We start from the raw sequence: 25,220 nt of genomic DNA on the forward strand, positions 1-25,220 counted from the left end.
AAATATTAGAGGCATATATCAGTGGTACGGGGTTAAATTCTCAAGAACAGAAGGATCAAAACAGTGACAGTACGTGTGGGCATCAATGGCTTTGGCCGTATGGGGAAACTTGTACTGCGAGCTGCGTGGGACATAGAAGATATCGACATTGTTCATATTAATGAAATCAGCGGGGGCGTAGAATGCGCGGCCCACTTGCTGGAATTTGATACTGTCCATGGCCGATGGGATAAAGCTATTGATGTCGAGGGAGATACCATCATCATCGAAGGGCAGGCGGTGAGTTTTTCTGAAGAAAAAAACATTTCGCATGTCGGTTGGGCCGATCGTGGTGTGGATGTGGTTCTTGAATGTTCGGGTAAGTTTAAAAGTAAAGATGTTCTGACGCCCTATCTTGATGAAGGGGTGAAGAAAGTATTGGTGGCTGCGCCTGTTAAGTCCGAGGGAGTGCCTAATCTGGTCTATGGCGTTAATGAAGATCTTTATGACCCGGCCAAGGATGACATCTTAACTGCTGCATCCTGTACAACGAACTGTATTGCCCCTGTTATTAAGGTAATCCACGAAGCTTTGGGTGTTGAACGTGGATCCATTACAACCATTCACGATGTTACCAACACACAGGTCATGGTTGATGCGCCGCACAAGGATTTACGCCGCGCCCGATCCGGGCTTAATTCTTTGATCCCGACAACCACGGGATCAGCAACCGCGATTACGATGATTTACCCAGAGTTAAAGGGAAAGCTGAATGGACACGCGGTAAGAGTACCTCTGTTAAATGCTTCTTTGACCGACTGTGTCTTTGAGTTGGCCCGGGATACAACAGCGGAAGAGGTTAATCAGCTCTTTCAAAAAGCTGCGGATGGCGAGTTAAAGGATATTCTCGGGTTTGAAAGTCGGCCACTTGTCTCTACCGATTTTGTCAATGATCCTCGCTCGGTAATCATCGATGGCCCAAGTACCATGGTTGTGGATAAGCGTCATCTGAAGATTTATGCCTGGTATGATAATGAATGGGGATATGTGAATCGTATGTCTGATTTACTGTCCATGATTAGTCGAGATCTTCACTCTAGTTGCTTAACTTAACTCTTTCTCCCGGTGTCTCATGGGTTGTTGCATCGTTCATGCAGAAATACTTACATTTCACTCTTCACGCTTTGAGCAAAAATTAAGTTAAAGAACTATAATTGGAGCGAATGGAGATTAGAGCTGACCGGGATTAAAATTGACGGGTAGATTCAATGTCTGATTTACGTAGCTACAGTGCTGTAACAGCAGCCTACTGGGGTTTTACCCTGACGGATGGCGCCCTGCGCATGTTGGTATTGTTACACTTCCATCGTCTTGGGTTTACCCCACTTGATTTGGCTTATCTGTTTTTGCTTTACGAGGCGATGGGGATTGTAACCAACTTTGTTGGGGGATGGATTGCGGCGCGGTTTGGCCTTCGGCTGACGCTTTTTCTTGGTCTGATTACCCAGATTATGGCGCTGGGATTGCTCTCTCAATTACGTGCTGAGTGGTCTATCGACTTTTCGATCATCTATGTCATGGGGGCACAGGCGTTATCAGGTGTTGCCAAAGACCTGACTAAGATGAGCTCTAAGTCTGCTGTGAAGCTTGTGGCGAAAGATGATGGCGAAGACAAAGGAACTTTGTTCGGATGGGTCGCTATTTTAACGGGCTCTAAAAATGCTCTCAAAGGTCTTGGCTTTCTCCTCGGCGGTGTTTTGCTGGAATGGATCGGTTTTGCAAATTCTCTTCTCTCAATGGCTTTGGGTTTAGTCGTCGTTCTCGTTACGACATCTCTGGTCGTGAAGGTTGACTTGGGAAAGGCAAAACAAAAAATTCGCGCCAAGGAGCTCTTTTCAAAATCAAGAGCCATAAATGTCCTTTCGTTTGCGCGGATTTTTCTCTTTGCAGCGAGAGATGTTTGGTTTGTGGTTGGGTTACCTGTTTTTCTCTATTCTACTCTTGGCTGGTCTTTTGATGAAGTCGGGGCCTTCATGGCGCTTTGGGTTATTGGTTATGGTATTGTTCAGGCGCTGGTGCCAAAATTAACTAAAAAAGTAAAAGACCCTCGTTCCGGGATTGTGGCTGCACGTTTCTGGGGGATTGTGTTGGCGGTTTTACCTGCCGTTATCGCAGCCGTTTTATGGCGTGATTTACCTTTTTCTGGCGCTTTTCTTCTGGGGGGACTTCTCGTCTTTGGTTTCGTCTTTGCCGTTAACTCTTCGCTGCATTCTTATCTTATCGTTGCCTGTTCTGATACAGACAAGGTTGCGCTGAATGTTGGCTTCTATTACATGGCCAATGCCATTGGTCGCCTTGTGGGTACACTGCTTTCCGGGTTGATCTTTCAATATGCCGGCCTTGAAGCTTGTTTATTGGCATCAACAGCAATGCTTGTTATTGCAACTCTTACTGCCTTTTTTCTGGAACCAGAACAGTCTTCTATTTCGTCTTCAGCTTAAAGGGCTTCATTTCAGGGCTAGCCCGAAGTTATTTTTGTGAGATGATCTTCTCGGGCATTGCGTCTTATAGGAGAGAAGGTAAAGTGGTTTTTCATATAAATTATGGGGGCCGCTATGACCGACAAAAAGACGACGACAGAGACCTGCAAAAATCAGGATCAACAATCTAAGGTTTTGGGTAGAAGACAAGCTCTTGGAGCTTTGGTCACCGCTGGTGCCGCGACACTTGCCGCTCCCGCTGTCGTTAAGGCTCAGGATACAATAACATGGAAGATGGCCATGAGCTGGCCGCGCAATTCGCCTGGCGTGGGCATGAATGCTCAGCGTTTAGCAGAGATGATTACGACGATGTCCGGTGGTCGCTTGCGCGTTGATGTTTATGCTGGTGGAGAGTTGGTTCCTCCCTTTGAAGTTTTTGACGCCGTGTCAAATGGTGTCGCCCAGATGGGGCACGCAACACCGTATTATTGGCAGGGGAAAGACAAGGCCTTTCATTTCTTCACGGGTGTGCCTTTTGGGTTGAGTGTTGCCGAATACACGGGGTGGCTTTATTTCGGTGGTGGTCAGGATCTTTGGCAAAAGGCTTATGAGCCCTTTGGTGTTTTGCCTTTCTATGCGGGATCTTCCGGGCCGCAAGCCGGAGGGTGGTTTCGTAAAGAAATCAATAGTCTCGAAGATTTACAAGGCATCAAGATGCGAATCGCGGGCTTGGGCGGAGAGGTCATGCGGAAGTTGGGTGTGAATGTTGTTTTGATGCCACCGGGTGAGATTTTTGCGGCTATGAAGTCGGGTACTGTTGATGCCGCAGAGTGGGTTGGCCCTTGGAACGATATTGCATTCGGGCTCTATAAAGCTGCGAATTACTATTATATGCCAGCGTTCCACGAAATTGGTCCTGCATTGGAAGCAATGGTTAACAAGGAAGCTTATGATGCTTTGCCAGATGATCTGAAAGAGATTGTAAAGCGTGCCGTTATGGCGTCTGCAAATGAGAGCTATGCTGATTTTACCTATGGAAATGTGAAGTCTTTCGAACCCCTGTTGGCAAAAGAGGGAGTTGAGTTACGTCGCTTCCCGGATGATGTGATGAAGGCGCTTTATAAGGCATCGGAAGAAACGCTAGGCGAAATTAGTGAAACAAGTTCCTTGGCAAAAGAGATCTTTGATAGTTTTGTGGCCTACAGAAAAGAAGCAAATAGCTATGCTAAAGCATCTGAGCTCGCGGCGCTTGAAATGCGTGCTAAAGCGATGGGATAGATTAGTGCTGACCTTATTATGATACTTAATATGTAGATTTATGAAGTTTAATTTCTTAAATATAGAGAAGTTAACGTTTGAATATTTTCTAAAGAAAATACGCATATTAATGTGTTTTCTACTGAGGCAGGAGGCTAAAATTGTGAGTAAAGAAAGTAATAATAAATAATGTCATCGAATTTGGGTTTGTAGATGGATATATACGAAAATATTATTATTGGGAATTTTTTAGTAGGTCTTGGCCATCAAATCGGTCGAATTAATTCTAATTTACCGTTTAATGTGAATTTATTGCAGCAAACGCCTTTGGATAAATCCATTGGCGATGTATTGATGGAGCGAGCCGATTTCATTAAAATTATAGAATTTAAGAGACAAGTAAACACTAATAAGAAAGAGCAAACTAAACATACGATTTTATCTCGTGCGTTGAATGATCACAAGCTTCATGATGTTTCTAGAGAAATTCACTGGCTGGTTTCTCACCAAAATACGGAGAAAGAGTTAGTCGTTAAATCAGCTCCTTATTTAGATTTTAACACCGGTTTGGAGACTTATAGCTTAACTGAATTAATCAAAGATACAGCTGATGAATTAACAGGGAAAAATGTCCCAAAGCATAAGGCTGCAGATTACGAAAGTTATATTAAGCTTCTTCAAACTTTGAACGGCAGAAATTCAGACTCATCCGGGGCTATAATATTATGCAGTTCATCAGAGGGAGGGTTAAATTATATGCCAGTTAATAGCCTGGAAAATTTACGTTTTAGTCTGAACCAAATTGATCATTTATTTAAGAATAATCATGAGAAAAAATTGCAACAAGAAAAAAAACGTTCTTATCAAAAGGAACGTAGTTATGGACGTTCATTGTAGTGTCAATATTGTCTAACATTTAAATTTTTTGAAGGCCAAAATGACTACAACTACTGATGAACAACACCAAATGATTACAGATATTCTTTTGCGTCTTTTGAAAAATGCGGAGACGGATCAGGAAGATATTCGAAATGCAACTTCAAAAATGAATGATATTCGAAGTCAAATTATTTCTGAAACTGGAATGTGTGTTGATAAAAAAATAAGATTGGTGTTCTCCGAGCAAATGGTCGCATTTGATAGAGTAAGAGAGCAATTGTCCGTCGCATCAAATGAAACTCGTAAAATGACGCGTGGATTATTTCTTAAAACAGTTATTCTATCGTGTTTAATAACAGCACTTATCACTTTGACATTAGGCTTTTTTTTCATACCAAGCTTACAAACGATCGAAAGCAGAAGAGCGGAATTGGCCTTTTTAAACAATCAAATCACTAAGCATAACATATCACTTAATAGTTGTGATGGGCGAGTGTGTGTGAAAATTGATGAGAAAGCATCAAAATATGAGAAGGGGTATCGTATTCTTTCTGGTCATTAGTCACTTGCATGTAGTAACTTGTACTTTTGAAATGTTATAATATAACTAATGCCGTTTTACCGTCATAATTTTATGTGACTTAAATCGTGACGGTTATCTTTAAAGGAACAGGTTAGAGTGATTTCTTGTAAACGAATGAGCACAAACTGGATAACGAGGTGTTGGAGGCAGGTATTCTGTGCAGGATTCCTGCTTACCTTGCTCTATCCTGCTTACGCTCAATCTCATCCGCATGTTTGGGTCGATGCTGCACTTATAATCCATCGAAATGATGCAGGAGAAATCTCTGCTCTGGAACCTGTGTGGATTTTTGATGATCTCTATACGGCTTCTTTGCTGCCTGATTTGGATAAGGATCAGAGCGGTGAAGTTGAGAAAGCAGAGTTGTTAACCTTTGCGAGAGAAGCCGTCGGGAATTTGCGGGAGTGGGACTATTTTTTGAAGGTTAAAAGAGACGACAAATATAGTCCCCTTTATAAAAAAGAAATTATTGCTGATGGAGCTGTGCTCAATAACCGTCTCTTATTAAGGTTTCGATTGGAACTTGAAGAACCCATTACCCAGGGTACTGCCGTTCAAATGCAAATGTATGATCCGTCTTATTTCATTGCAATTGATGTTATCGAGGATAATGCCGTTTCTTATCTTCCTGTGGCGATGAGTCCTTGTACTCATCGTGTTACCCATCCTGATGACAATCTAGAGAATGGAACGACGCTTTCAGATTTGGTTTTTAGTGACGAAGAAGTTGCCCAAAATCCTGATCTTGGATCAATTTTTGCTAAGACAGTTTCGGTGACATGTTAAAACTATTTGGACTAAACACAAAATCGACGGCGGCAATTTTTAGTATCTTTGTGGTCTTGTTTCTATTGGCAGGAATCGCTGCGTTACTTAATATTTTCTCTGTCGAAGATCAGTCTGTAATTGATTTTACGCTTAATGAAATTCGCCTTCAGCAAAGAAATTTTTCTGATCTATTGGGCCAAGGCGTTCGGGCGCTTGGGGATGATATCGGTTTCGATTCTATTCTTCACCTCGTTTGGATTTGTTTTCTCTATGGTGTTTTCCATGCGCTGGGACCCGGCCATGGAAAAGCAGTCATTGCAAGTTATACCCTGACCACTGATACCAAGGTCTTGCCCGCAGTTTTGTTGGCTATGGCTTCTTCTTTTGTTCAAGGATTAACCGCGATCATAATCGTTGGAACGTGTTATTTTCTTCTAGAGACAAGTGTTCGAAGCACATCGCTCGCGATCGAAGATGTGATGGAACCACTTAGTTATGGTGCTGTTTCGATTGTGGGTATTGTTCTTATTTGGCGTGGGATAAGAGGCGATGCGCATGCGGGGTGCGGACATGATCATAGCGCAGATGGCGCGGGTGGACATCATAGTTGTTGTGGGCACAAGGCTTTGGACGAGAACAAACCGGAAGCAATGTCAGTAGGGGCCAAAAAAAGCAGGCGTGATTTGATTGCGATCATTCTTGCTGTTGGTATCCGACCTTGTACGGGCGCGCTGTTGGTACTCATCCTTGCGTTTGTTCTTGGTCACTGGGCGGGTGGTTTAGCCGCTGTACTTGCAATGTCTTTTGGCACAGGTATTACCGTATCGCTTCTGGCTATAGGGGCGCGTGGTATCCGGTTTCCGCTTATGAAGATTATGGATGAAATTGGCGTACATGTGGGGTATTTCGGGCGCTATATTTCACTACTTGGTGGTATTGTTATTGTGATGATTGGCCTGTTTCTTCTGGTTGACACACTGATGACCCCCAAACATCCTTTTGCCTGATGCAGGGGCATATGAATAGGGTATTCCAGTCGTAAATTTCGCTATCTGACTAACTCTAGGCTAAACTATGGTTTAAGTAGAAAAAGACTTTGTCTTATAGGGGGGGGCAAGAGGTTTAGAATGTCAGATTTATTCAAACAGGCATTTACTGTTGCAGGCATGATTGGTTTCGTTTTTCTGACCTTTCTCGGCACGTCAATCATTACGGGGCACTTCAACTCTATTCTTTTAAATCAGCGCAAGTTTTGGAAAAATCTCTGCGGAGAGCGAACAGATGGACCCGTTTTTATTCTGGCTGTCTTGTCTCTTGGTCTGATTGGAATGGGCTATGGAATTGAAAGCCCGTGGTTACTGGGGATGGGCCTGAGTACCGCGGTGTTCTGCTATGTTAAGTACAGAGAAACGACTGTTGTTGATCCTTTTGATGATCAGCAATAACGGCTTTAATTGCGTCTTACAGTTCCTTCTTTCAGACTTGACCCAGTTCTTTAATGGCATAAGCTGGCGCCGAAACAATTGAGTTCTACAGATAAATTGATTGGGGCTGGTAATGGATCTGGGAAATATTAAGCAGGGCGATCTCGCTATATTGGGGCTGCCTGTTGATCACAATTCATCTTTTATGACTGGCCCTGCCATGGGGCCACAGCGTATGCGCGAAGCTTTGCATTGTGGTTCGGCGAATCTTACCTGTGAAAACGGGCATGATCTGGGGAACGATAACAGGTGGAAAGATCTTGGTGACTTGATCTTTGATGATACAAGTACTGCCATCGCCGAGATTGAAACCCGAGCAGAAGAGATTATTACCACAGGGGCAAAACTTCTTAGTATCGGCGGAGATCATTCAGTATCTGCACCTTTGTTACGCGCACATAGTAAAAGCTATCCAGATCTCAACATTTTACACTTTGATGCCCATTCTGATCTGTATGATGAAATGCAAGGTAATCGGGATAGTCATGCTTGCCCATTTGCAAGAGCGATGGAAACTGGGCGTGTGAAACGGCTTGTTCAGGTTGGTATACGCACCTTGAACAAACATCAACAAGAACAGGCTGAAAAATTTGGTGTTGAAATTATTGCAATGAAAGACTGGCGCCCTGAAATCACTTTTAACTTTGATGGACCCTTGTATTTATCCGTCGATTTAGATGTTCTCGACCCGGCTTTTGCCCCAGGGGTTTCACATCATGAACCCGGTGGCATGTCTGTGCGTGATTTAATCAATGCGTTACATAAGCTGGATGCTGATTTGATTGGGGCGGATATCGTCGAACTTAATCCCCATCGAGACCTTGTCGGTATGACGGCGATGGTTGCAGCTAAATTGACGAAAGAAATATCAGCTAAATTAATTACGACTTAATTCTTAATCGGAAACAAGAAAGGCCTGCAAAACGCAGGCCTTTCTCAGTACAAAACGTCTTATTTGCTCTTAAGCGCTTCGAACTTCAGACACAAGTCTTGAAGCTTCTTCGTTCAAAGCCTGCACTTTTTTGTCCAAATTGTTGATCGTTTCAACAACAGAGTGCGCAGCGGTATCTGTCTGGATTGAAACCTCATCTACACCAGAAATATTCTCTAGAATTGAGCCGACTCCTGAAGCGACCAATTGAATTTTGGAAGAGATATCCTGTGTCGCTGAACCCTGCTCTTCAACAGCACCGGCAATGACAGTACTGATTTCGTCAATCTTTCCAATAACAGTGCTGATATGGCCAATTGATTCAACAGCATTTTTGGTTTCGTTCTGAATAGCGATAACCTGCTGTTCAATTTCACCCGTAGCATTCGATGTCTGTGTTGCCAGTGATTTGACTTCACTTGCAACAACAGCAAAACCTTTGCCTGCTTCACCAGCACGTGCCGCTTCAATTGTTGCGTTAAGGGCCAGCAAGTTGGTTTGCTCGGCGATATCAGAAATGAGTTTTAATACCTCTCCGATACGTTGTGCTGCCTGCGCAAGAGATTGCACATTTTCATTTGATCTGCTGGCTTCAGCAACAGCTTCGCCTGTGATTGATGTTGCTTGACCAACTTGACGCCCGATTTCACCCACAGAAGCGGCGAGCTGTTCAGAGGCACTTGCTACGGCCTGTGCGCTCTGATTTGCAGTATCCGATGACGCAGATGCCTCTGAAGCACGCGATCTGGTCTGTTGGGACATTACGTTCATGTTGTCAGCAAAGGATTTCATATCACTTACCGAAATCTCAATATCGCCGATCAGTGTGCTCACACCTTGTTGGAAACGTGTAGCAACCTGATCAAGTGTTGCTTTCTTTTCAGCTGCGGCAGCTTCTTGAAGCTGTATCTGTTCAGCTTCTAGACGCTGCTTGTCCAAAGCGTTTGTGCGGAAGATTTCGACTGTTCTTGCAATGGCACCAACTTCGTCACTTCTGTTGCGAGCAGGAATTTTGATATCTGTCTCGCCCTCGGCAAGACGTTGCATGCTATCAGTCACTTTTCGAAGAAGTGACATCGCTTTGGTGCCAATAATGCCATTGATAGCAATCACTGTGATAACAACCAATAGAGAAAGTAAGATAGTGAGATTACGAGAATCATTGGCAGATGCCATGATTTCACTTTCTGGGGCGGATACGACAACGCCCCAAATAGCATCACTGTCACCAAAATTTACAGGCTGAACAGCCAGATATCTATCGCCGCCAATTGATGGATCATCGATGTTTCCATAAAAGCTTTTCCCTGCAGAAAGTTCTTTTAGAACAGATGTAAGGGCTTTGCTTTCTTCGATTGTGGCCAGCTTCTTGTCATCAGGGTGTGAAATCCACATACCTGTAGAGGTGATAAGAGAGACAGTTCCACTTTCAAATAGTTTTAGCTCTGATAGACGAACTTGAATATCTTTAAGGGCCATATCAGTGGTGGCGACACCGACGGCTTGATCCTTGGCGTCAAAGATGGGAACAGTGGCTGTTGTCATAACAACATCTTCGCCGTTTACAGGGTAGACGTAGGGTTCTGTTACGACCTCCTGTTTTTTGTTTTTTGGGAGATCATACCAAAGTTCTGATCCGCTATCGCCGCCAAGAGCGAGCGGTTCCCAAGCAACACCGCCTTTGCCGTCTTGGTAGAAATAAGGGAGCAAACGTCCTGCTTTGTCGTTATAACCCTTCCCGGCAAAATCACTGTCATTACCACCAACATTGCTGTCAAAGCCGACAGCACCGCCCACAAGATTAGGGTAGCGGCGAATCGTATTTTCGACAATCTGGGCAAAACCATCCCGATCGATAGAACCGTTTCTTAGCGGCCCTTCGATTGCGTGCGCCATGCCGCGGGCTGCAACAAGAGCTTCTTCAATATCAAGTCGTACATCCAGCGCATATTGTGCAGACAAACTGGTCAGATAGCTTTTGGCATTATCTTGCGCGTTTTGATATTGGCTGATTGTTGAATAGGATATGACAGCTGCAAATCCAAGGATAACCATAATTGCTGTCAATCCAACAAGCCTGAAGCTCAGGCTTTGGAAGGCATTTTTCATGTTTTTTACCTGTGTTTGTCGATGGTCATCATCTTCTTAATTGTGCGGTGATCCATCTGTACGGAAAGTTTAAGAACAGGCAGTGTTAAGGGCAAAAGACTAAGAAAGCGTTTAATTTAAACGTAATAATTGTATTTACTGTTGTGCAATTGGGGGAAAGGTATTGTTTCGCATGTCACGGTCAAACATCTCACCCTGTTTCTTCTGTGCCAAAAGTGCCCGAGCCTTCTCATAAATTGGATCGTGCCAGAAAATTACGCACCCGTTGCAACCACGACCACAGCATCCTTCAGTGCCAATACGCGGTGTTTTGGGGATACGCTCGCCGTTTTCTTCAAAGATAGAGTTTTGGAGTGAGGCACGCTGTTTTTGGTAAAGAGTATCGCTGCCAATACCCAATTCTATCCTTTGAGCTGTTGCATCAAGCTTTAATCGATCCCACTCTGCCTGTGTAAGAGATTTCTCTTTTCTTATAATCGTTTGCTCACAAAGTGTTTGCTGTAATGATGGGATGTTTTCCTGATCAAAAAGAGACCAAGGGATGAGAATTATTGGCTTTTGGCCTGCATTGATGGCATCGAGGGTTTGTCTGGACTTCGCATCTATAAACTCATAGAGGCGGATTAAGATGGTATCCATGGTGTTGGGAGGAAGTAATTCCAGCACATCGCCCGCTTGCAAACGGTTTTTGACCGCAACGAGGAGGCCTTCATCCGTAACTTTTTCGATATATCCGGCGTATTCGTATTCAGCGAAGGTTTTTGTATGTTCGTAATTATGGGCGTGATTTTCAAGACGACCATTATGGAAAGCAAGGGTATACCCCCGACTGGGAACGGTAGAAAGTTCTTCCATGTAGGTTTTCGGTGACCATCTGTCCGGATCTTGGTACCAGTCATCAATAGCTTGTCTATAAGCTCTAGCAGTCACGGCTACATAGTATGCGCTTTTGTTGCGTCCTTCTACTTTGAGCGAATCAACTCCGATTTTGAGATAATCGTCGAGTTTCGGCATAAGACAGAGGTCTTTGGAATTAAGTATATAAGATCCACGCTCATCCTCTTCGATAGGCATCAACTCACCCTGACGACACTCTTCTTCTATCAGAAATTCAAAGAGCTCCAGATTTTCTTCGGATAAGTTGAGTTCTTTTACAGTTCCGTCCTTGAGCTTCATGTGCACTTTGTAGTGCCATCTGCAACTGTTGGCGCAGTTTCCTTGGTTGGCACCACGTTCCGCCATGAAATTGGATAACAAACACCTGCCCGAATAGGTCATGCACATTGCGCCGTGAACAAAGGCTTCGAGCTTTATGTTCGGGCATTTTTCACGGATCTCGCACAGCTCGTGATAGTTAACTTCGCGTGCCAAAACACAAAGGCTTGCTCCTTGTTTTTGCCAAAAATCAACTGAAACCCATGAACAAACATTGGCTTGGGTTGAGATATGAAGTTCGAGTTCCGGGGCATTTTCTTTTACATATTGAAAAATACCAGGGTCCGCGATGATAACACCATCGGGTTTGATGGCTTTTATTGTTTCGATAAACAGTGGCAGTTTGGGGATATCTTTATTGTGGGAAAAAAGGTTGAGTGTCAGATACACGCGTTTGCCATGAACATGGGCAAATTTAACTCCCTCTACGACTTCTTCTAATGTGAAGGATGACTTTGTCCTAAGCGACATATCTGGGGTGCCCAGATATACGGCATCCGCACCGTATAAGACGGCTATTTTTAACTTTTCTAACGATCCAGCTGGCATAAGTAATTCGGATCGTTGAGGGCGAGATGCAATTGTAACCATTAGAAAACCTGTGCTTGCTCATGAACTGGGCTAGGTTATGGCGGTACTTGCAGAATTAATATTTGATCTAGAGCAATTTAGTTGGGTTCATTTGATAATAATTTCTTTAGAAGCTTATATTCGAGGAGGGGGCTATAGATAAACTAGAGAATTTTTGGTTCTATCCCGAAATTCTCGCGCAAGATCTGGCGTCATTCGAGGAAAACTTCTGGAGACGAAAAATTTCATGAAGAAAAGCTAAGTGTGGCTTTCAATTGCAATTAGAGACATTGAGTTAGGCAACCATTCCAGTTCGTCTTTGGTCGATTGATTCTAAAAGCTCCTGTTTTTCATCCCCAGTCATAATGACCCAGTCTCTTATTTCGTCAATTGTACGGTGGCAACCAATGCAAAGCTGCGTTAGATCGTCCATCTGACAGACCGAAGTGCAGGGGGAAGGAATAGAGGAATCAAGCTCTTGGAGAAGCTTTTCGCGCCGCTTTTTACGGCGTGCGGTTCTTTCTTCTCTGGATAATCTTGATGTCACGATACTTTTTTCCTGCACTGGATATCATTCCTATTCCCTATTATCCTACTCAGCTATTAATTAATTACTCGTTCTTTTCGCGACAAGAACTTATAACTAGAACGACAAAAAGCCCGGATGTTTGAGGTAAAGTGCATGTATTAACTGCAATATTACCTGTATCCAAGGGGTGGAATGATAAAGTCGGGATAGAGAATAGGGATAAAACTACATGGTTCGGACAATCCGTCTCTATGGCGGGCTTGTACTTTTTATTTATATACTAACCCATCTGTTGAACCATGTTCTTGGGCTTCATTCTATTGAAGCTATGGATGAAGGACGCAAAGCCTTTTTGGCTTTGTGGCGTAATCCGGTTGGGACCGTACTGCTATATCTTTCTCTGTCCTCTCACATGGCGCTTTCTATGTGGGGTGTTTATCAGCGTCAACATTTACATATGAAATTTTGGGAAATGGCCCAACTCTTGTCTGGGTTACTCATTCCCTTCTTGTTGATCCTGCATATTTTGGGGACACGGTTTGCGCATGAAATATATGGGGTAGAGGATAACTATTTTTATGTGCTTTATGCCTTGATTGTTTACAATATTGATACGGGTTTGCGACAAGCACTCTTAATGGTTTTAGGGTGGGTTCATGGCTGTGTTGGTATTCACTATTGGCTTAGATATAAGCCTGCTTATGAAAACTATAAATCGCTGGCGCTTTCGTTTGCGGTTGTTATTCCTGTTCTTTCCATGTCGGGATACTATGTTGCGAGCCTTGATATCCTTAAGCTCGCTGACGATCCTGAATGGTTAAAATCTTTCTTCGGGGGCTACAACCTACCTACAGCTGAAGAAGCCGGAGAAATATACAGTCTTGAAGGGATCGTTCAGTTTGCGTTTGCAGTGCTGATAGTTACCGTGATCATTGGGCGGTGGGTCCGTTTTGCCATTCAGCGATGGCAAGGCACCTTTAAAGTTACTTACCCTAATGGAAAAGCATTTCGAGCGATAAAAGGTACCAGCCTACTTGATGTAAGCCATTTGAATAATATACCCCATGCTGCGGTTTGCGGGGGTAAGGGGCGCTGTTCGACTTGTCGTGTGCGGGTTGGTGCCGGGTTGGACCAGTTACCTGAAAGTGAAACTGGTGAGCTTAAGGTGCTTACCCGGATTGGGGCGTCAGACAACATGCGGTTGGCCTGTCAGACCTATCCTATTGCTGATCTTGAAATGACACCATTGTTACCTGCTCAAAGCGGCTTAAAAGCTGCACGACGCCAACACAGTTCAATTGCACAAGGACAGGAAAGAGAGATCGCAATCCTATTTGCGGATATAAGGGGCTTTACAACTCTGTCTGAAAAGAAGCTTCCCTACGACATTGTCTTTATCCTTAATCGCTACTTTGAGGCGATGGGAACCGCGGTGGAAGAGTCCGGGGGGCGTCTAGATAAGTTTATTGGCGATGGTGTTATGGCGCTGTTTGGCATTGATCGCGGGGTCGAGACAGGGTGTAAAAATGCGTTACGAGCAGCACGGCGAATGGCGGAAAAATTAGATGAACTTAATGCGCACTTAGCCCATGAACTGCCGGAACCTCTTCGCATAGGTATCGGTGTTCACACGGGGGCTGTTATCGTGGGTGAACTTGGCTGGGGACAGGCGACGTCCATTACAGCGATTGGTGATGCTGTGAACACAGCCAGTCGCCTAGAAGGCATGACCAAGGATTTAAAATCACAACTTGTGGTGTCTCAGCCGCTCGCAAAAATTGCCGGGGTCGATTTAAGTGATTTTCCCCGGCAACATATTCAGGTCAGAGGACGGCAGGATGGGATGGATATCTGGTCCCTAGAAAGTGCAAAGGATTTACCGACGATCTGAGATTAACTCTAAAATGCTTATTGAGCTTTTTCATAAGCTTCAATTGCTTCTTTGAGCGAAGTGTATTCATCACATCCAAAAGTACAGCTTTTATCCAATACTGCCAGTCGTTCTTTTGCTTTGTCAGGGTTGTTTAATTCCAGATATAGCTGGCCAAGATACTCATTGGCCCCACGATGGCGCGGGTTCAGATCAAGCGCTTTGGTATAGTAGTCGAGCGCAACATCTTTGTTTCCCATTTTTCGCTGGCTGTAACCAAGCATGTTATAGGCATCAGCATTATCTGGTTCAGCTTTTATTGCCTTTTGCAGCAAAGGTTGAGCATCACTGTATTTTTCGTCTTCAATCAGCTCTATCGCATTTTTGAGATCTTTGTTGGAATTGCTGCTCCAGCTACCACTACCGGCGGCCAAGCTTTGTCCTGTCACACCCAAAAGAAAACCGCTGAGAGATACTGCGAGGGTAAATGCCTTGAGCTTCATATGTTGTGTTCCTCTGTATTAATCTAATTGTACTGGATATTTAATACAATTGTACTGGGTGTTATTGTTTTGTTGTCCTGTAGTTATGATTGTAGGTTTTTTGTAGAATTTCAATGATCTCTTGATCACATTATTCTGACATAAGAATAATGAATAAAATTCTGCTTCAAGTGTTTAAGCCTTCTTACTCTGTATAGTAGGGCATAATTTGGCGTTAATAAGATCCGGCTTGCCATTCTAGCAAGTTCGAGTTTTCAAAATAAATTACTTATAGAAGAGAAACATGCGAGAAATCGGAAAAGTAAGTTCTGACGGAATAGATTTTGGTAAAACCGCGCAAGATTATGCAAAGCACAGAGCCGGATTTCCTTCGCTTATTTTTGATTTGTTGAGAGAACGAGGTATTGGTTTGGCCGGGCAGTCTCTCGTTGATCTGGGAACGGGTACAGGAACACTCGCTCGTGGGTTTGCGGCACAAGGTGTCGAGGTTATCGGTGTTGATCCCGCCGAAGCTATTTTGGAGCAAGCACGATTAATGGCAGAGGAGGAAGGCGTCCGGGTCACTTTTCAACAGGGTAGTTCAGAAGCAACAGGCCTTGATAATGTACGCTTTGATGTCGTGACAGCTGGCCAGTGCTGGCATTGGTTTGAAGCCACAAAGGCGACAAAAGAATGCCAACGGATACTCAAACCCGGGGGATATATTGTCATTTGTCACTTTGATTGGCTTCCTTTGCCTGGAAATGTCGTTTCAGCAACAGAAAGTCTGATTTCCAAACATAACCCGGCGTGGGAAATGTCGGGGGGAACAGGTATCTATCCACAGTGGACTATAGATTTGGCAACGGGCGGCTTTGAAGAGATTGAAACTTTTAGCCGGGATTTACGCGTTCGCTATAGCCATGAAGACTGGCGAGGACGTATTCGGGCATCTGCAGGTGTTTCAGCTTCTCTTTCCCCAGAAGCGGTTGCAGCTTTTGATACCGAGCATGGTGATCTACTCCGTCGGGATTTTTCTGATGATCCTCTGTTTATTCCGCACCGATTGTGGTGTGCAGTTGCCAGAAAACCACAAGGATAAAAGTCAGGAACATAAACTAGAGGTAGCTGAGTTACAGCCCAGCTTCGGCTTCCAGTTCTTCAATGTCATAAGCAAGAATAACACGCTCTGCGATAGCGAAAGAAAAACCCTTACGGCCCAGCGCGGCGAGATCTTTGGCCCGTCGTTCTTCGCGTTTGTCGTCGGTTCGGTAAGGGCCAAGGCGGCGCCTTCGTGCATAGGCAATAGCCGCTTCCAGGTCGGGATTGCTACTTTCCTCTCGAATAAGGTCAATGGCTTTATTGGCGAGGTCTTCGGGGACACCTTTGAGTGACAGATCCTGTCGGATGGCACGAAGTGACATTCCCTTGCGATGTAAACTGCCGCTTCGACCTTCGGCGTAACGTGCATCGTTCAGAAAGTTCAAATCACGGAATTTAGAGATCAGTCCTTCAATGATCTCGGCCCCTTCTTGCGGGATTGTTCCGTGCTCTTTCGCAGAGAGGTTTACTTTCCGCATTAGGTAACGGCGCAGACCGACTTCTGTTGTGGCGTAGCGTTCCAGATAAAATCGAGCAACATTTCCCAGGTATTTCGCTGTCGCTTTTCTGGGGACTTTACGTTTGGGTTGTTCGCGGTTGTTTTTTTCTGACCGTTCCATCATGTTCTTATACATGCCACGGAGACGTTCCTGGGCCAATTCTTTTTGTCGAAAAATTTATTTCAAAATGAACCGTGATCCAAAAAAAGAGCTACTTTCCTTGAAAAATCTGGGGCCTAAATCCGTTGCTCAATTGGTAGATATCGGAATTACTTCGTCAGATCAATTAATCGAATTGGGTACGGAAGAAGTATTTCGGCGGCTATATTTTCGTTTTTGTGATGAGCACCGACTTTCCGTGAATTATCTTTATGCATTGGAGGGCGCGATCAAAGGATGTGATTGGCGTCTGATACCTGTGAATAGGAAAGCCGAACTCAAAGCTTTGGTGAAAAATTTGAAATCGTAGGTTTTATTGTGCTTTTCTTAACGCGGGGACAATAAAAATGGCAAAAATAAGAAGTAATTAGGATCTTGCCCTTGAAGCCAACGGAATGGTTGCGTAAATGTGTCGCATGGCTTTGATCGATCAAAAACTTACCCAAATAGCTCCCCGTACCATGGGTCGTGTGAACACCCTTGGTCTTTGGACACTCTACAGTCGTGAAGTAAAACGATTTTTAAACGTTTTCACACAGACACTTATGGCGCCTGTTATTACAACCTTATTGTTTTTAGCCGTCTTCGCGCTGGCTCTTGGCGGGTTGAACAGAACTGTGGGCGGTGTTGATTATATCACCTTCCTTGCACCAGGGCTGATGATGATGACCATGACGCAAAATTCCTTTGCCAATACATCGTCCTCTATCCTGATTGCTAAGGTTCAGGGCAACATAGTGGACATTTTGATGCCACCGCTGGCACCATGGGAAATGGCATTGGGTATTGCAGCGGGCGGGATTACTCGTGGCTTGATGGTCGGATTGACGGTGTTTTTTGCCATGATGCTTTTCCTTCCAGTTTCACTGGCGCATCCTTTGTCGGCGTTATGGTTTGCCATTAATGCTTGTATGATGCTGGCTCTTCTCGGAATGCTTGGCGGGATTTGGGCACAAAAATATGACCACATTGCTGCGGTGACTAATTTTATTATCACGCCGCTTTCTTTCCTTTCCGGCACGTTCTACTCAATCGACCGTCTGCCCGATGCTTGGGTTGCTGTGGCTCATTTTAACCCTTTCTTTTATATGATTGATGGTTTCCGGTATGGCTTTATTGGTCATGCCGACGGAAACATCATGATTGGAGCTATTTTGCTTCCTGTGGTTAACCTCATCCTATGGTTTGTTACACATCGTCTGATTACCACTGGTTATCGTTTGAAAGCCTGATGGGATGAATAACGTGACGCCAGATCAAAGCAACAATGTTGTGCCCGGTGAAGGCGTCCGTATTATCGCATTTTTGCGTATTTGGACTTTGTTCTATCGTCGTGGCGTAATTCGGTTTATGCGGTTTTGGGTCGAGAGCCTTCTGGGGCCTATGGTCTCAACTATGCTGTTCATGACGGTTTTTACCCTTGCATTGGGGCCAAGCGGTGAGATGGTTCCCGGACTCTCTGCCTTACAGTTTATAGCGCCTGGTCTTGCGGTGTTTGTGCTGTCGCAAACGGCGTTTCAAAATGTTTGTTTCATGCTGATTATCGACAAACAGGAAGGGGTGATAACCGATGTGCTGATGGCTCCTTTATCACCGATAGAGCTTCTGTTTGGCTATAGTCTGGCTGGTGTCGCCAATGCTCTTCTCGTCGCATTGCTGCTTCTGGGGGCGATGACGGTTTTCACAGGGCCAATGTTATACAGTTTCGGGGCGACCGCTTTCTTTGGGATCTCAGCAGCATTGCTGTTTTCTATGATTGGCGTCCTTGTAGGTCTCTGGTCTGATAAGTGGGACCAGTTCTCTTTGGTGGATAATTTTCTTGTCCTGCCGCTTGGTCTTCTATCTGGCACGTTTTTCACTTTGGATCGTATCCCGGAAAGCTGGCAATGGCTTTTCGAAGCCAATCCGATGTTCTGGATTATCAGTGGCTTTCGCTATGGCATTACCGGATATGGATCTGCCGAAGATTTAATCTGGCAAGGTGGCACGCTTGTGTGTTTGATTTTGGTGATGGTTGTTTGCGGTTGGTTGTTATTTAAGCGCGGCTACAAGATCAAGGCCTGATATTACGCCGTCGATTTTTTTTTACCTCAAATTTTACGCCAAAAGCTTTTTGCTGTGACGTATTTTTAATAACATTCGGCCCATTTTCCTGTGCATTTTCATCTTTTGTAAGGAAGTGATTTCTAGACTGTTTGTATACAATGACTGTGCTGTACTACCCGTTTGAGTGCAGCGGGGCACACTGGTTCAAAGAGAGTCTGATGTCTTTCCCATATAGTATTTTTTTTACCCGGTATAAGTTCTTAGCGTTTCTTTTGCTTGCTGGTTGTCTACTGTTTCCAAACCCAACTCTTAGCGATGGGGCAATTCCTTATGGTAAGGGGCTGTTTTGGAAAATTGAGAAAGATAATAGAGAGCCGAGTTATCTTTTGGGAACCATGCACGTTGCGGACCCAAGAGTACTTAAGATCAAAGATCGCGTTGAGCCTTTTATTAAAAATGCTGATCTTCTTAATTTGGAAATTAATCTCTCACAGCGCGAATTACGTGAATCATACAATGTGCGGATACGGGATGACGGCAGAACCCTGAATGAGGTTCTGCGTGATTTGGAACTTTGGGCTATTTACCCAATCTTAAAGGCCTTGCCAAATGACCCGGATAGGGAAAAACATCAAGACAGCGGGGTTGCATTGGATTTTCAATTAGGTGCTTTTGCCAAGGAACATGGGATTAAAGTCAACGGTTTGGAAACCGTGCGTGAACAGCTTTCTGTTTTTAGTGACCGCGACCGTCAAATTTATCTGGATGCGATTATTCGTATTCTTGAAAAGCCCGACGACGGAAAACATCATGATGATTTGATGGAACAATACGTTGAAATGTATCTATCAGAAAATACGAATAGTTTTTATGAGACACTTCTGGACGACCTAAAAGAAGAGCCGCCAGAAATGTACGATATTTGGATAACGCGACTTTTAGATAAACGAAATCTCAATATGATAAATGGGATGACCAAGGGGTTGATAAAGGGAAATTCTTTTACCGCTGTTGGTGCCCTACACTTGCCAGGTGAGAAAGGAATTTTGAATATGCTCGTACAACGCGGATATCAGGTTTCCCGTGTCCCATGCGAAGATGGAAAAAAAGTCACTTTTGTCCTAATCAAGGCATGTAATCTGCATAAATATCTGTAACAATGACCTAGATCCAGCGTAATTTGTTGAACCCATTCCTTCAGGAATTAAGATGGCTTTGATGCAGATTGGCCAATATCAAAGATTGGCTGAAAATATGTTTTTTGTTCGTTTCTTTCTCAGTGTTTTATTTTTACTTTCGGTTGTTTTCTCATGGCAACCCAGTGTTGCTGAGCCATTAATTAATGGCGATGCGGTGTTGTGGAAAGTTGAAACGCAAGGGGCTGAGCCGAGCTATATATACGGGACACTGAATAGCAGTGATCGTCGGGTTGTCGATGCCGGGGCCTATGCACATACGCTCTTAAAAAATGCCGATTATCTTATGGTCGATATCCGTGATGATGATGCGATTAAACAGAAGTTATTCAGTGTGATGCTGTATAATGATAATCGCCGACTAAGAGATCTTGTTTCGCCAGAAACGTTCGAGAATATCAAAGTTATTGGCTATGAATACGGATATCTAGCACGACAGATGGATGTGTTGAAACCTTGGGCCGCACGGGTTGTTTTTTCATCCCCCCCGTCCGAAGCATCACGAATTTCATTGGGGATCAGGACGCTTAATCAAACGTTTCAGGATATCGCGATTGAGCAGGGTATAGAAATTGTGCAGCTTCAAACTATCGAAGAACAGCTCCAAATTGCAGATGCATCAAACGAAGCGGACCAATTAGCATTGCTGGATACGCTGCCCGCAGAAATTCAAACTGTAGAAGTCATTTATCAAGCCCGGATTAACAATTTTCTCTCTCAATCCTCTGGCGCGCTGTATCAAGAGGTTCTTGACGAGATATCTGTTTTGTCGGCTGAAGGGCAGGCGAGATATATGGATAGTCTTGTTTTTAGCCGTAATCTTCAAATGGTTTCACGGATGGGTGAGACGCTTGAAAAGGGGAATAGTTTAACTGTGATAGACGCAGTCTATTTGCCCGGGCAACAGGGGGTTTTGAAACTTTTGCAGGATAAAGGCTTCACCATTACGCCTGTGAAATAGCTTTTCTGCTAAAAACCTTGTGAATCCTGCTTGTTCCAGTTGACAGCGGGCATCGATATTGGGTTAATACGTTGCTCCGGGGTGACTGACTGTCGCCCCGGGCTTTGTTTTTTCAGCAGATATTAAAGAGAGATACCATGAGTGACGCAGTAATGCCCACCTACGCACGTATCGACCTCGCATTTGAGCGGGGCGAAGGTCCTTACTTATATACTGCTGAAAACCGACGATATCTTGATTTTGCTGGTGGTATTGCTGTTAATTCCTTGGGGCATAGTCATCCAAAGCTTGTTGCTGCACTAGAGGAACAAGGCCGTAAGCTGTGGCACGTTTCTAACCTATACAGAATTACAGGTGGTGAGACGCTGGCAGAACGCCTTGTTGCAAACTCTTTTGCCGATAAGGTCTTCTTTACCAATTCTGGAACAGAAGCGCTGGAAGGTGCCATTAAGCTGGCACGTAAGTATCACAGCTATAACGGACAACCACAGAAGTATCGTATTATTACCTGTGACAGCGCGTTCCACGGCCGGACGATGACAGCATTGTCTGCGGCGGGGAATGCTAAACATCTTGAAGGTTTTGGACCTCAGACGCCGGGCTTTGACCATGTTGCTTTTGAGAACTTGAATGAATTGCGCGCTGCTATCACTGAAGAGACTGCAGCGATTATGGTTGAACCGATCCAAGGTGAAGGCGGTATTCGTGCTGCGTCTACGGATTTCCTTAAGGGGTTACGCACCGTTTGTGATGAATTTGGTCTGCTTTTGATTTTGGACGAAGTTCAGTGTGGTAACGGTCGTACAGGTAAGCTTTTTGCCCATGAATGGGCTGACATAGAGCCGGATGTTCTCGGGACAGCCAAGGGACTTGGCGGCGGCTTCCCTATGGGCGCTTTCATGGCAACAAATAAGGCTGCTGCTGGTATGGTACCGGGTACCCATGGCAGTACCTACGGCGGAAATCCTTTGGCAATGGCAATCGGGAATGCTGTTCTGGATGTCTTGTTGGAAGACGGCTTTATGGACAGTGTAATTTCCATTGCTGACTATACCCGCGAGAAGCTGGATGGCCTTGTTGCCCGGAATCCCAATGTTTTCGAAGAAGTTCGTGGTGCTGGTTTGATGCTAGGGCTGAAATGCCGTGTTCCCAATAGTGACGTGATTACAGCAATGCGTGATGGCGGTCTTTTGAGTGTTGGCGCGGCGGATAATGTTATCCGATTGTTGCCACCGCTTGTTATTGAGCGATCACACGTTGATGAAGCAATTACAATATTGGAAGACGTCTGCAAAGGATTAACCCTGGCTGCCTAATAAATGGCGCTGGGTCTATAAGGTATAATACAATGAGCGATACAAAACACTTTCTGGATTTGAACCAGTTTGAAACACCAAAATTAAGAGAAATACTAGGCTACGGTTCTCAGTTAAAATCAGGGGAAATTTCCGGTCGACCACTGGAAGGAAAGTCTCTGGCAATGATTTTTGAAAAACCGTCGACGAGAACACGCGTTTCTTTTGAAGTGGGTATTAATCAGCTTGGTGGCAATGCGGTTTTACTTGATCCAAGTAGCTCGCAGATGGGGCATGGTGAAACCATTGCGGATACCGCGCGTGTTTTATCGCGTTTTGTGGATGCAATCATGATCCGAACATCGTCTGAAGAGATCCTGCAAGAGCTTGCGGAATATGCGACGGTTCCTGTTATCAATGGTTTGACCGACGAGTCTCATCCATGCCAATTAATGGCCGATGTCATGACCTATGAAGAACATCGCGGTGCCATTTCTGGTAAAACAGTTACCTGGTGTGGTGATGGTAATAATGTTGCGACATCATGGATCCATGCAGCAACCCGATTTGGCTTTGAATTGAAACTGGCTACACCTGCTGAGCTGGCGCCGGACCAAAAAGCACTGGATTGGGCACAGTCACAAGGCGGGAAGATTTCCGTAACTCGTTCAATGGATGATGCGGTTAAGGATAGTGATTGTATTGTCGCCGACACATGGGTATCCATGGGCGATAAGGATGCGGCGAACCGCCATAATCTGCTGAAACCTTATCAGGTTGATGAACGTGTTATGTCCTTGGCCAAAAGCGATGCGCTGTTTATGCACTGCTTACCAGCACATCGCGGTGAAGAGGTTATTGCAGAAGTTATCGATGGCCCGCAATCTGTTGTATTTGACGAAGCTGAGAACAGATTACATGCCCAAAAAGGCATCCTTTATTGGTGTATGAGTAACCTTTAGGGACGTTGGAGAATAAAGATGAATGACACCGTTGGGGAAAATGTTGAAACTGGTTTTTTAAGGGATGATGTGATTCAACCCTTCTTACTTGAATCAACAGGAATCAGAGGGCGCGTTGTCCGCATGGGGCCTGCTCTTGATGAGATTCTCAAACGGCATGACTATCCTCAAATAGTGAATGAGCTATTAGGTGAGGTTGTGGCCCTGACGAGTGTCCTTTCTTCTCTGATGAAATTTTCAGGCTGTTTTACGTTACAAAGTAAAAGCGATGGCTCGGTTAAAATGCTCGTCAGTGATATGACATCCGAAGGAGTGATTAGAGGTTGCGCTGGGATAGACCATGCGGCTTTGAAAGAGCTGCTTGATAAAACGGAAGACCATTCGACACTTTCACTCACTGATCTTACAGGTAAAGGTTATATTGCCTTTACCGTGGATCAGGGAGAGAATATGGAGCGCTATCAAGGGATTGTCGAACTTGAAGGTGAAAGCCTGTCCGAGTGTATTCAGGGTTATTTCAAACAGTCAGATCAAATTAATACAGGTGTTCTGGTTAATGTTGCCCAAATCGACGGAGTCTGGCATGGCGGCGGTATGATATTGCAATACGTACCCGGTGATGGTGGGATTAACCAGCAAGCTGACAAAGACGACGAGGAGATCAAAGAAGATTGGCAACGATCCATGATCTTGATGTCGAGTTGTACAGAAGAAGAGTTGCTGGATCGGGATCTTAGCGTATCTGATTTACTCTTTCGTTTGTTCCATGAAGAACAGGTGAGAGTGTATGATCAACGCCCGCTTAAAGAAGGATGCCGTTGTTCACGGGAAAAGCTGGCTAATGTGATCAAAACTGTTTCAGCTGAAGAAGTTGATTCTTACAAGGTCGACGGTGTGATTGATGCGAAGTGTGAGTTCTGTGGTCGGTCCTATGTTTTTGACGATGCTGCAATTGCCGAAATCCAGAGTGAAAACGATCAGAACTAAATTATCCTTATAAGAGCAAAGGCCTTTGTCGTGCCATATTGTTTCTTTAGAAATAAGTGCTGATACCACTTCGTATATTTTGTGGCGTGTGGGTAAAATCATTGTGTTTGTGCAAAGGTGAGATTTCAGAATGTTAAGTCGACGTTCATTTATGTTGAGTGGGTTAGCTATTGGTGGTGCGGCTTTAACGGGGTGTAAAACAGCCCCTTCCAGCTATGAATATGCCGAGCTTACTTATACTCATTTGCCGCCTTATAACCTTCTTGTGCGGGATGTGGTTGTTGATCAAGCCTATGTCAGTCCGGCTAAATCGCCGAATGTTGAACATTTGTTTGATATTTCACCTGCTCAGGCATCAGCCCGATGGGCAAAAGACCGTCTATATCCGCAAGGCAATAATAACGTTCTGAATTTTGTTATTAAAAATGCTGCTGTGACTGAAAGTGAACTGGAACAGCAAAAAGGTATCACAGGTTTGTTCACCTATGATCAATCGGAACGCTATACTGGCGTGCTTGAAGTTGAATTGCAGGTTTTGAGTGATCAGGGCTTTAACGAAGCTTCTGTTGTTGCGAAGGCAGAGCGCTCTGTAACCGTTGCTGAAAATATCAAATTGCGTGATAGAGAAAAGGTTTGGTACAAACTGACCGAAGACCTGATGACGGAAATTGATCGTCAGCTTCAACAGGGCATTGCTAAACATTTAGGCCAGTACGTTCTGCCGTAGGGATCAAAAATAAGCTCTGTTATCGGTTGAAAATTTTATACAAAAAAAGCCGCTGAAGTTTTCTTCAGCGGCTTTTTTGATTGATCTTTGGGGTTTTGATTTAGCCAAAGATGACCTTTGGTAACCATGTTGCCAGTTCCGGGAAGATTG

At 44.4% G+C, this 25,220-nt stretch carries 25 protein-coding genes; 20 read left to right on the forward strand and 5 right to left on the reverse strand.

All coding sequences use genetic code 11. The annotated features are described in order from the left end of the window. Nucleotides 1-63: 63 nt before the first annotated feature. From ACN0W5_RS15090 to speB, 9 genes are all read left to right on the forward strand, one after another. Nucleotides 64-1,092: an ArsJ-associated glyceraldehyde-3-phosphate dehydrogenase gene (locus tag ACN0W5_RS15090; RefSeq protein WP_417454916.1), complete on the forward strand. Its 1,029-nt coding sequence runs from the start codon at nucleotides 64-66 to the stop codon at nucleotides 1,090-1,092. Between the two features lie 155 nt (nucleotides 1,093-1,247). Beyond that, nucleotides 1,248-2,480, forward strand: coding sequence for an organoarsenical effux MFS transporter ArsJ (gene arsJ, locus ACN0W5_RS15095; RefSeq protein WP_417454917.1), 1,233 nt, complete (start codon nucleotides 1,248-1,250; stop codon nucleotides 2,478-2,480). A 114-nt stretch (nucleotides 2,481-2,594) separates the two neighbouring features. After that, on the forward strand, nucleotides 2,595-3,737 hold the full coding sequence (locus tag ACN0W5_RS15100; protein WP_417454918.1) for a TRAP transporter substrate-binding protein: 1,143 nt from the start codon (nucleotides 2,595-2,597) through the stop codon (nucleotides 3,735-3,737). A 192-nt stretch (nucleotides 3,738-3,929) separates the two neighbouring features. After that, nucleotides 3,930-4,613, forward strand: coding sequence for a hypothetical protein (locus tag ACN0W5_RS15105; protein ID WP_417454919.1), 684 nt, complete (start codon nucleotides 3,930-3,932; stop codon nucleotides 4,611-4,613). A gap of 40 nt (nucleotides 4,614-4,653) precedes the next feature. Beyond that, nucleotides 4,654-5,157, forward strand: coding sequence for a hypothetical protein (locus tag ACN0W5_RS15110; RefSeq protein WP_417454920.1), 504 nt, complete (start codon nucleotides 4,654-4,656; stop codon nucleotides 5,155-5,157). Nucleotides 5,158-5,355: 198 nt separating this feature from the next. Then, complete coding sequence (locus ACN0W5_RS15115) at nucleotides 5,356-5,964, forward strand: DUF1007 family protein (RefSeq protein WP_417454921.1); 609 nt, start codon at nucleotides 5,356-5,358, stop codon at nucleotides 5,962-5,964. Then, on the forward strand, nucleotides 5,958-6,953 hold the full coding sequence (locus tag ACN0W5_RS15120) for a nickel/cobalt transporter (RefSeq protein WP_417454922.1): 996 nt from the start codon (nucleotides 5,958-5,960) through the stop codon (nucleotides 6,951-6,953). Before ACN0W5_RS15115 ends, ACN0W5_RS15120 begins: the two co-directional genes overlap by 7 nt. Nucleotides 6,954-7,073: 120 nt before the next feature. Beyond that, nucleotides 7,074-7,391: a hypothetical protein gene (locus tag ACN0W5_RS15125; protein WP_417454923.1), complete on the forward strand. Its 318-nt coding sequence runs from the start codon at nucleotides 7,074-7,076 to the stop codon at nucleotides 7,389-7,391. A gap of 112 nt (nucleotides 7,392-7,503) precedes the next feature. Then, nucleotides 7,504-8,322 (forward strand): agmatinase, encoded by an 819-nt coding sequence (gene speB, locus ACN0W5_RS15130; protein ID WP_417454924.1) that lies wholly within the window; start codon nucleotides 7,504-7,506, stop codon nucleotides 8,320-8,322. A gap of 69 nt (nucleotides 8,323-8,391) precedes the next feature. Here speB and ACN0W5_RS15135 read toward each other — a convergent pair whose 3' ends face one another. The 3 genes from ACN0W5_RS15135 to ACN0W5_RS15145 form a co-directional block, all read right to left on the reverse strand. After that, entirely contained in the window at nucleotides 8,392-10,470 is a 2,079-nt protein-coding gene (locus ACN0W5_RS15135) for a methyl-accepting chemotaxis protein (RefSeq protein ID WP_417454925.1), read from the reverse strand. Between the two features lie 135 nt (nucleotides 10,471-10,605). Next, nucleotides 10,606-12,276 carry a U32 family peptidase gene (locus tag ACN0W5_RS15140; RefSeq protein ID WP_417454926.1) on the reverse strand — a complete coding sequence of 557 codons (1,671 nt, stop codon included), beginning with the start codon at nucleotides 12,274-12,276 and terminating at the stop codon, nucleotides 10,606-10,608. A gap of 274 nt (nucleotides 12,277-12,550) precedes the next feature. Beyond that, the gene (locus ACN0W5_RS15145) at nucleotides 12,551-12,802 is read right to left on the reverse strand and encodes a DUF1289 domain-containing protein (RefSeq protein ID WP_417454927.1); all 252 of its coding nucleotides are present in this window, start codon (nucleotides 12,800-12,802) and stop codon (nucleotides 12,551-12,553) included. 211 nt (nucleotides 12,803-13,013) lie between these two features. Between ACN0W5_RS15145 and ACN0W5_RS15150 the strand changes: the two genes are divergently transcribed. After that, entirely contained in the window at nucleotides 13,014-14,675 is a 1,662-nt protein-coding gene (locus tag ACN0W5_RS15150; RefSeq protein WP_417454928.1) for an adenylate/guanylate cyclase domain-containing protein, read from the forward strand. 17 nt (nucleotides 14,676-14,692) lie between these two features. Here the strand turns inward: ACN0W5_RS15150 and ACN0W5_RS15155 are convergent, their stop codons facing one another. Further along, a complete protein-coding gene (locus tag ACN0W5_RS15155) occupies nucleotides 14,693-15,157 on the reverse strand; it encodes a tetratricopeptide repeat protein (RefSeq protein WP_417454929.1) in 465 nt (154 codons plus the stop codon). A 283-nt stretch (nucleotides 15,158-15,440) separates the two neighbouring features. Between ACN0W5_RS15155 and ACN0W5_RS15160 the strand changes: the two genes are divergently transcribed. Then, on the forward strand, nucleotides 15,441-16,238 hold the full coding sequence (locus tag ACN0W5_RS15160; RefSeq protein ID WP_417454930.1) for a class I SAM-dependent methyltransferase: 798 nt from the start codon (nucleotides 15,441-15,443) through the stop codon (nucleotides 16,236-16,238). A 31-nt stretch (nucleotides 16,239-16,269) separates the two neighbouring features. Here ACN0W5_RS15160 and ACN0W5_RS15165 read toward each other — a convergent pair whose 3' ends face one another. Beyond that, nucleotides 16,270-16,872 carry a regulatory protein RecX gene (locus ACN0W5_RS15165; RefSeq protein ID WP_417454931.1) on the reverse strand — a complete coding sequence of 201 codons (603 nt, stop codon included), beginning with the start codon at nucleotides 16,870-16,872 and terminating at the stop codon, nucleotides 16,270-16,272. A 52-nt stretch (nucleotides 16,873-16,924) separates the two neighbouring features. Here ACN0W5_RS15165 and ACN0W5_RS15170 point away from each other — a divergent pair, with 52 nt between their 5' ends. The 9 genes from ACN0W5_RS15170 to ACN0W5_RS15210 all read left to right on the forward strand — a co-directional run bounded on the left by ACN0W5_RS15170 (nucleotide 16,925) and on the right by ACN0W5_RS15210 (nucleotide 25,070). Next, nucleotides 16,925-17,206 (forward strand): TfoX/Sxy family DNA transformation protein, encoded by a 282-nt coding sequence (locus ACN0W5_RS15170; RefSeq protein WP_417454932.1) that lies wholly within the window; start codon nucleotides 16,925-16,927, stop codon nucleotides 17,204-17,206. 97 nt (nucleotides 17,207-17,303) lie between these two features. Continuing rightward, nucleotides 17,304-18,128 carry an ABC transporter permease gene (locus tag ACN0W5_RS15175; RefSeq protein WP_417454933.1) on the forward strand — a complete coding sequence of 275 codons (825 nt, stop codon included), beginning with the start codon at nucleotides 17,304-17,306 and terminating at the stop codon, nucleotides 18,126-18,128. Between the two features lie 13 nt (nucleotides 18,129-18,141). Next, nucleotides 18,142-18,960 carry an ABC transporter permease gene (locus ACN0W5_RS15180; protein ID WP_417454934.1) on the forward strand — a complete coding sequence of 273 codons (819 nt, stop codon included), beginning with the start codon at nucleotides 18,142-18,144 and terminating at the stop codon, nucleotides 18,958-18,960. A gap of 200 nt (nucleotides 18,961-19,160) precedes the next feature. Next, nucleotides 19,161-20,099, forward strand: coding sequence for a TraB/GumN family protein (locus tag ACN0W5_RS15185; RefSeq protein ID WP_417454935.1), 939 nt, complete (start codon nucleotides 19,161-19,163; stop codon nucleotides 20,097-20,099). A gap of 52 nt (nucleotides 20,100-20,151) precedes the next feature. Next, complete coding sequence (locus tag ACN0W5_RS15190; protein ID WP_417454936.1) at nucleotides 20,152-21,099, forward strand: TraB/GumN family protein; 948 nt, start codon at nucleotides 20,152-20,154, stop codon at nucleotides 21,097-21,099. 137 nt (nucleotides 21,100-21,236) lie between these two features. Next, entirely contained in the window at nucleotides 21,237-22,415 is a 1,179-nt protein-coding gene (locus tag ACN0W5_RS15195; protein WP_417454937.1) for an aspartate aminotransferase family protein, read from the forward strand. Nucleotides 22,416-22,447: 32 nt separating this feature from the next. After that, the gene (argF, locus tag ACN0W5_RS15200; protein WP_417454938.1) at nucleotides 22,448-23,356 is read left to right on the forward strand and encodes an ornithine carbamoyltransferase; all 909 of its coding nucleotides are present in this window, start codon (nucleotides 22,448-22,450) and stop codon (nucleotides 23,354-23,356) included. Nucleotides 23,357-23,374: 18 nt separating this feature from the next. Further along, nucleotides 23,375-24,343, forward strand: coding sequence for an Hsp33 family molecular chaperone HslO (locus tag ACN0W5_RS15205; RefSeq protein WP_417454939.1), 969 nt, complete (start codon nucleotides 23,375-23,377; stop codon nucleotides 24,341-24,343). 130 nt (nucleotides 24,344-24,473) lie between these two features. Next, a complete protein-coding gene (locus ACN0W5_RS15210; protein ID WP_417454940.1) occupies nucleotides 24,474-25,070 on the forward strand; it encodes a hypothetical protein in 597 nt (198 codons plus the stop codon). Nucleotides 25,071-25,220 lie beyond the last annotated feature (150 nt).

Origin of the sequence: Kiloniella sp., assembly GCF_048270245.1 — a bacterium.
GTDB lineage: Bacteria > Pseudomonadota > Alphaproteobacteria > Kiloniellales > Kiloniellaceae > Kiloniella.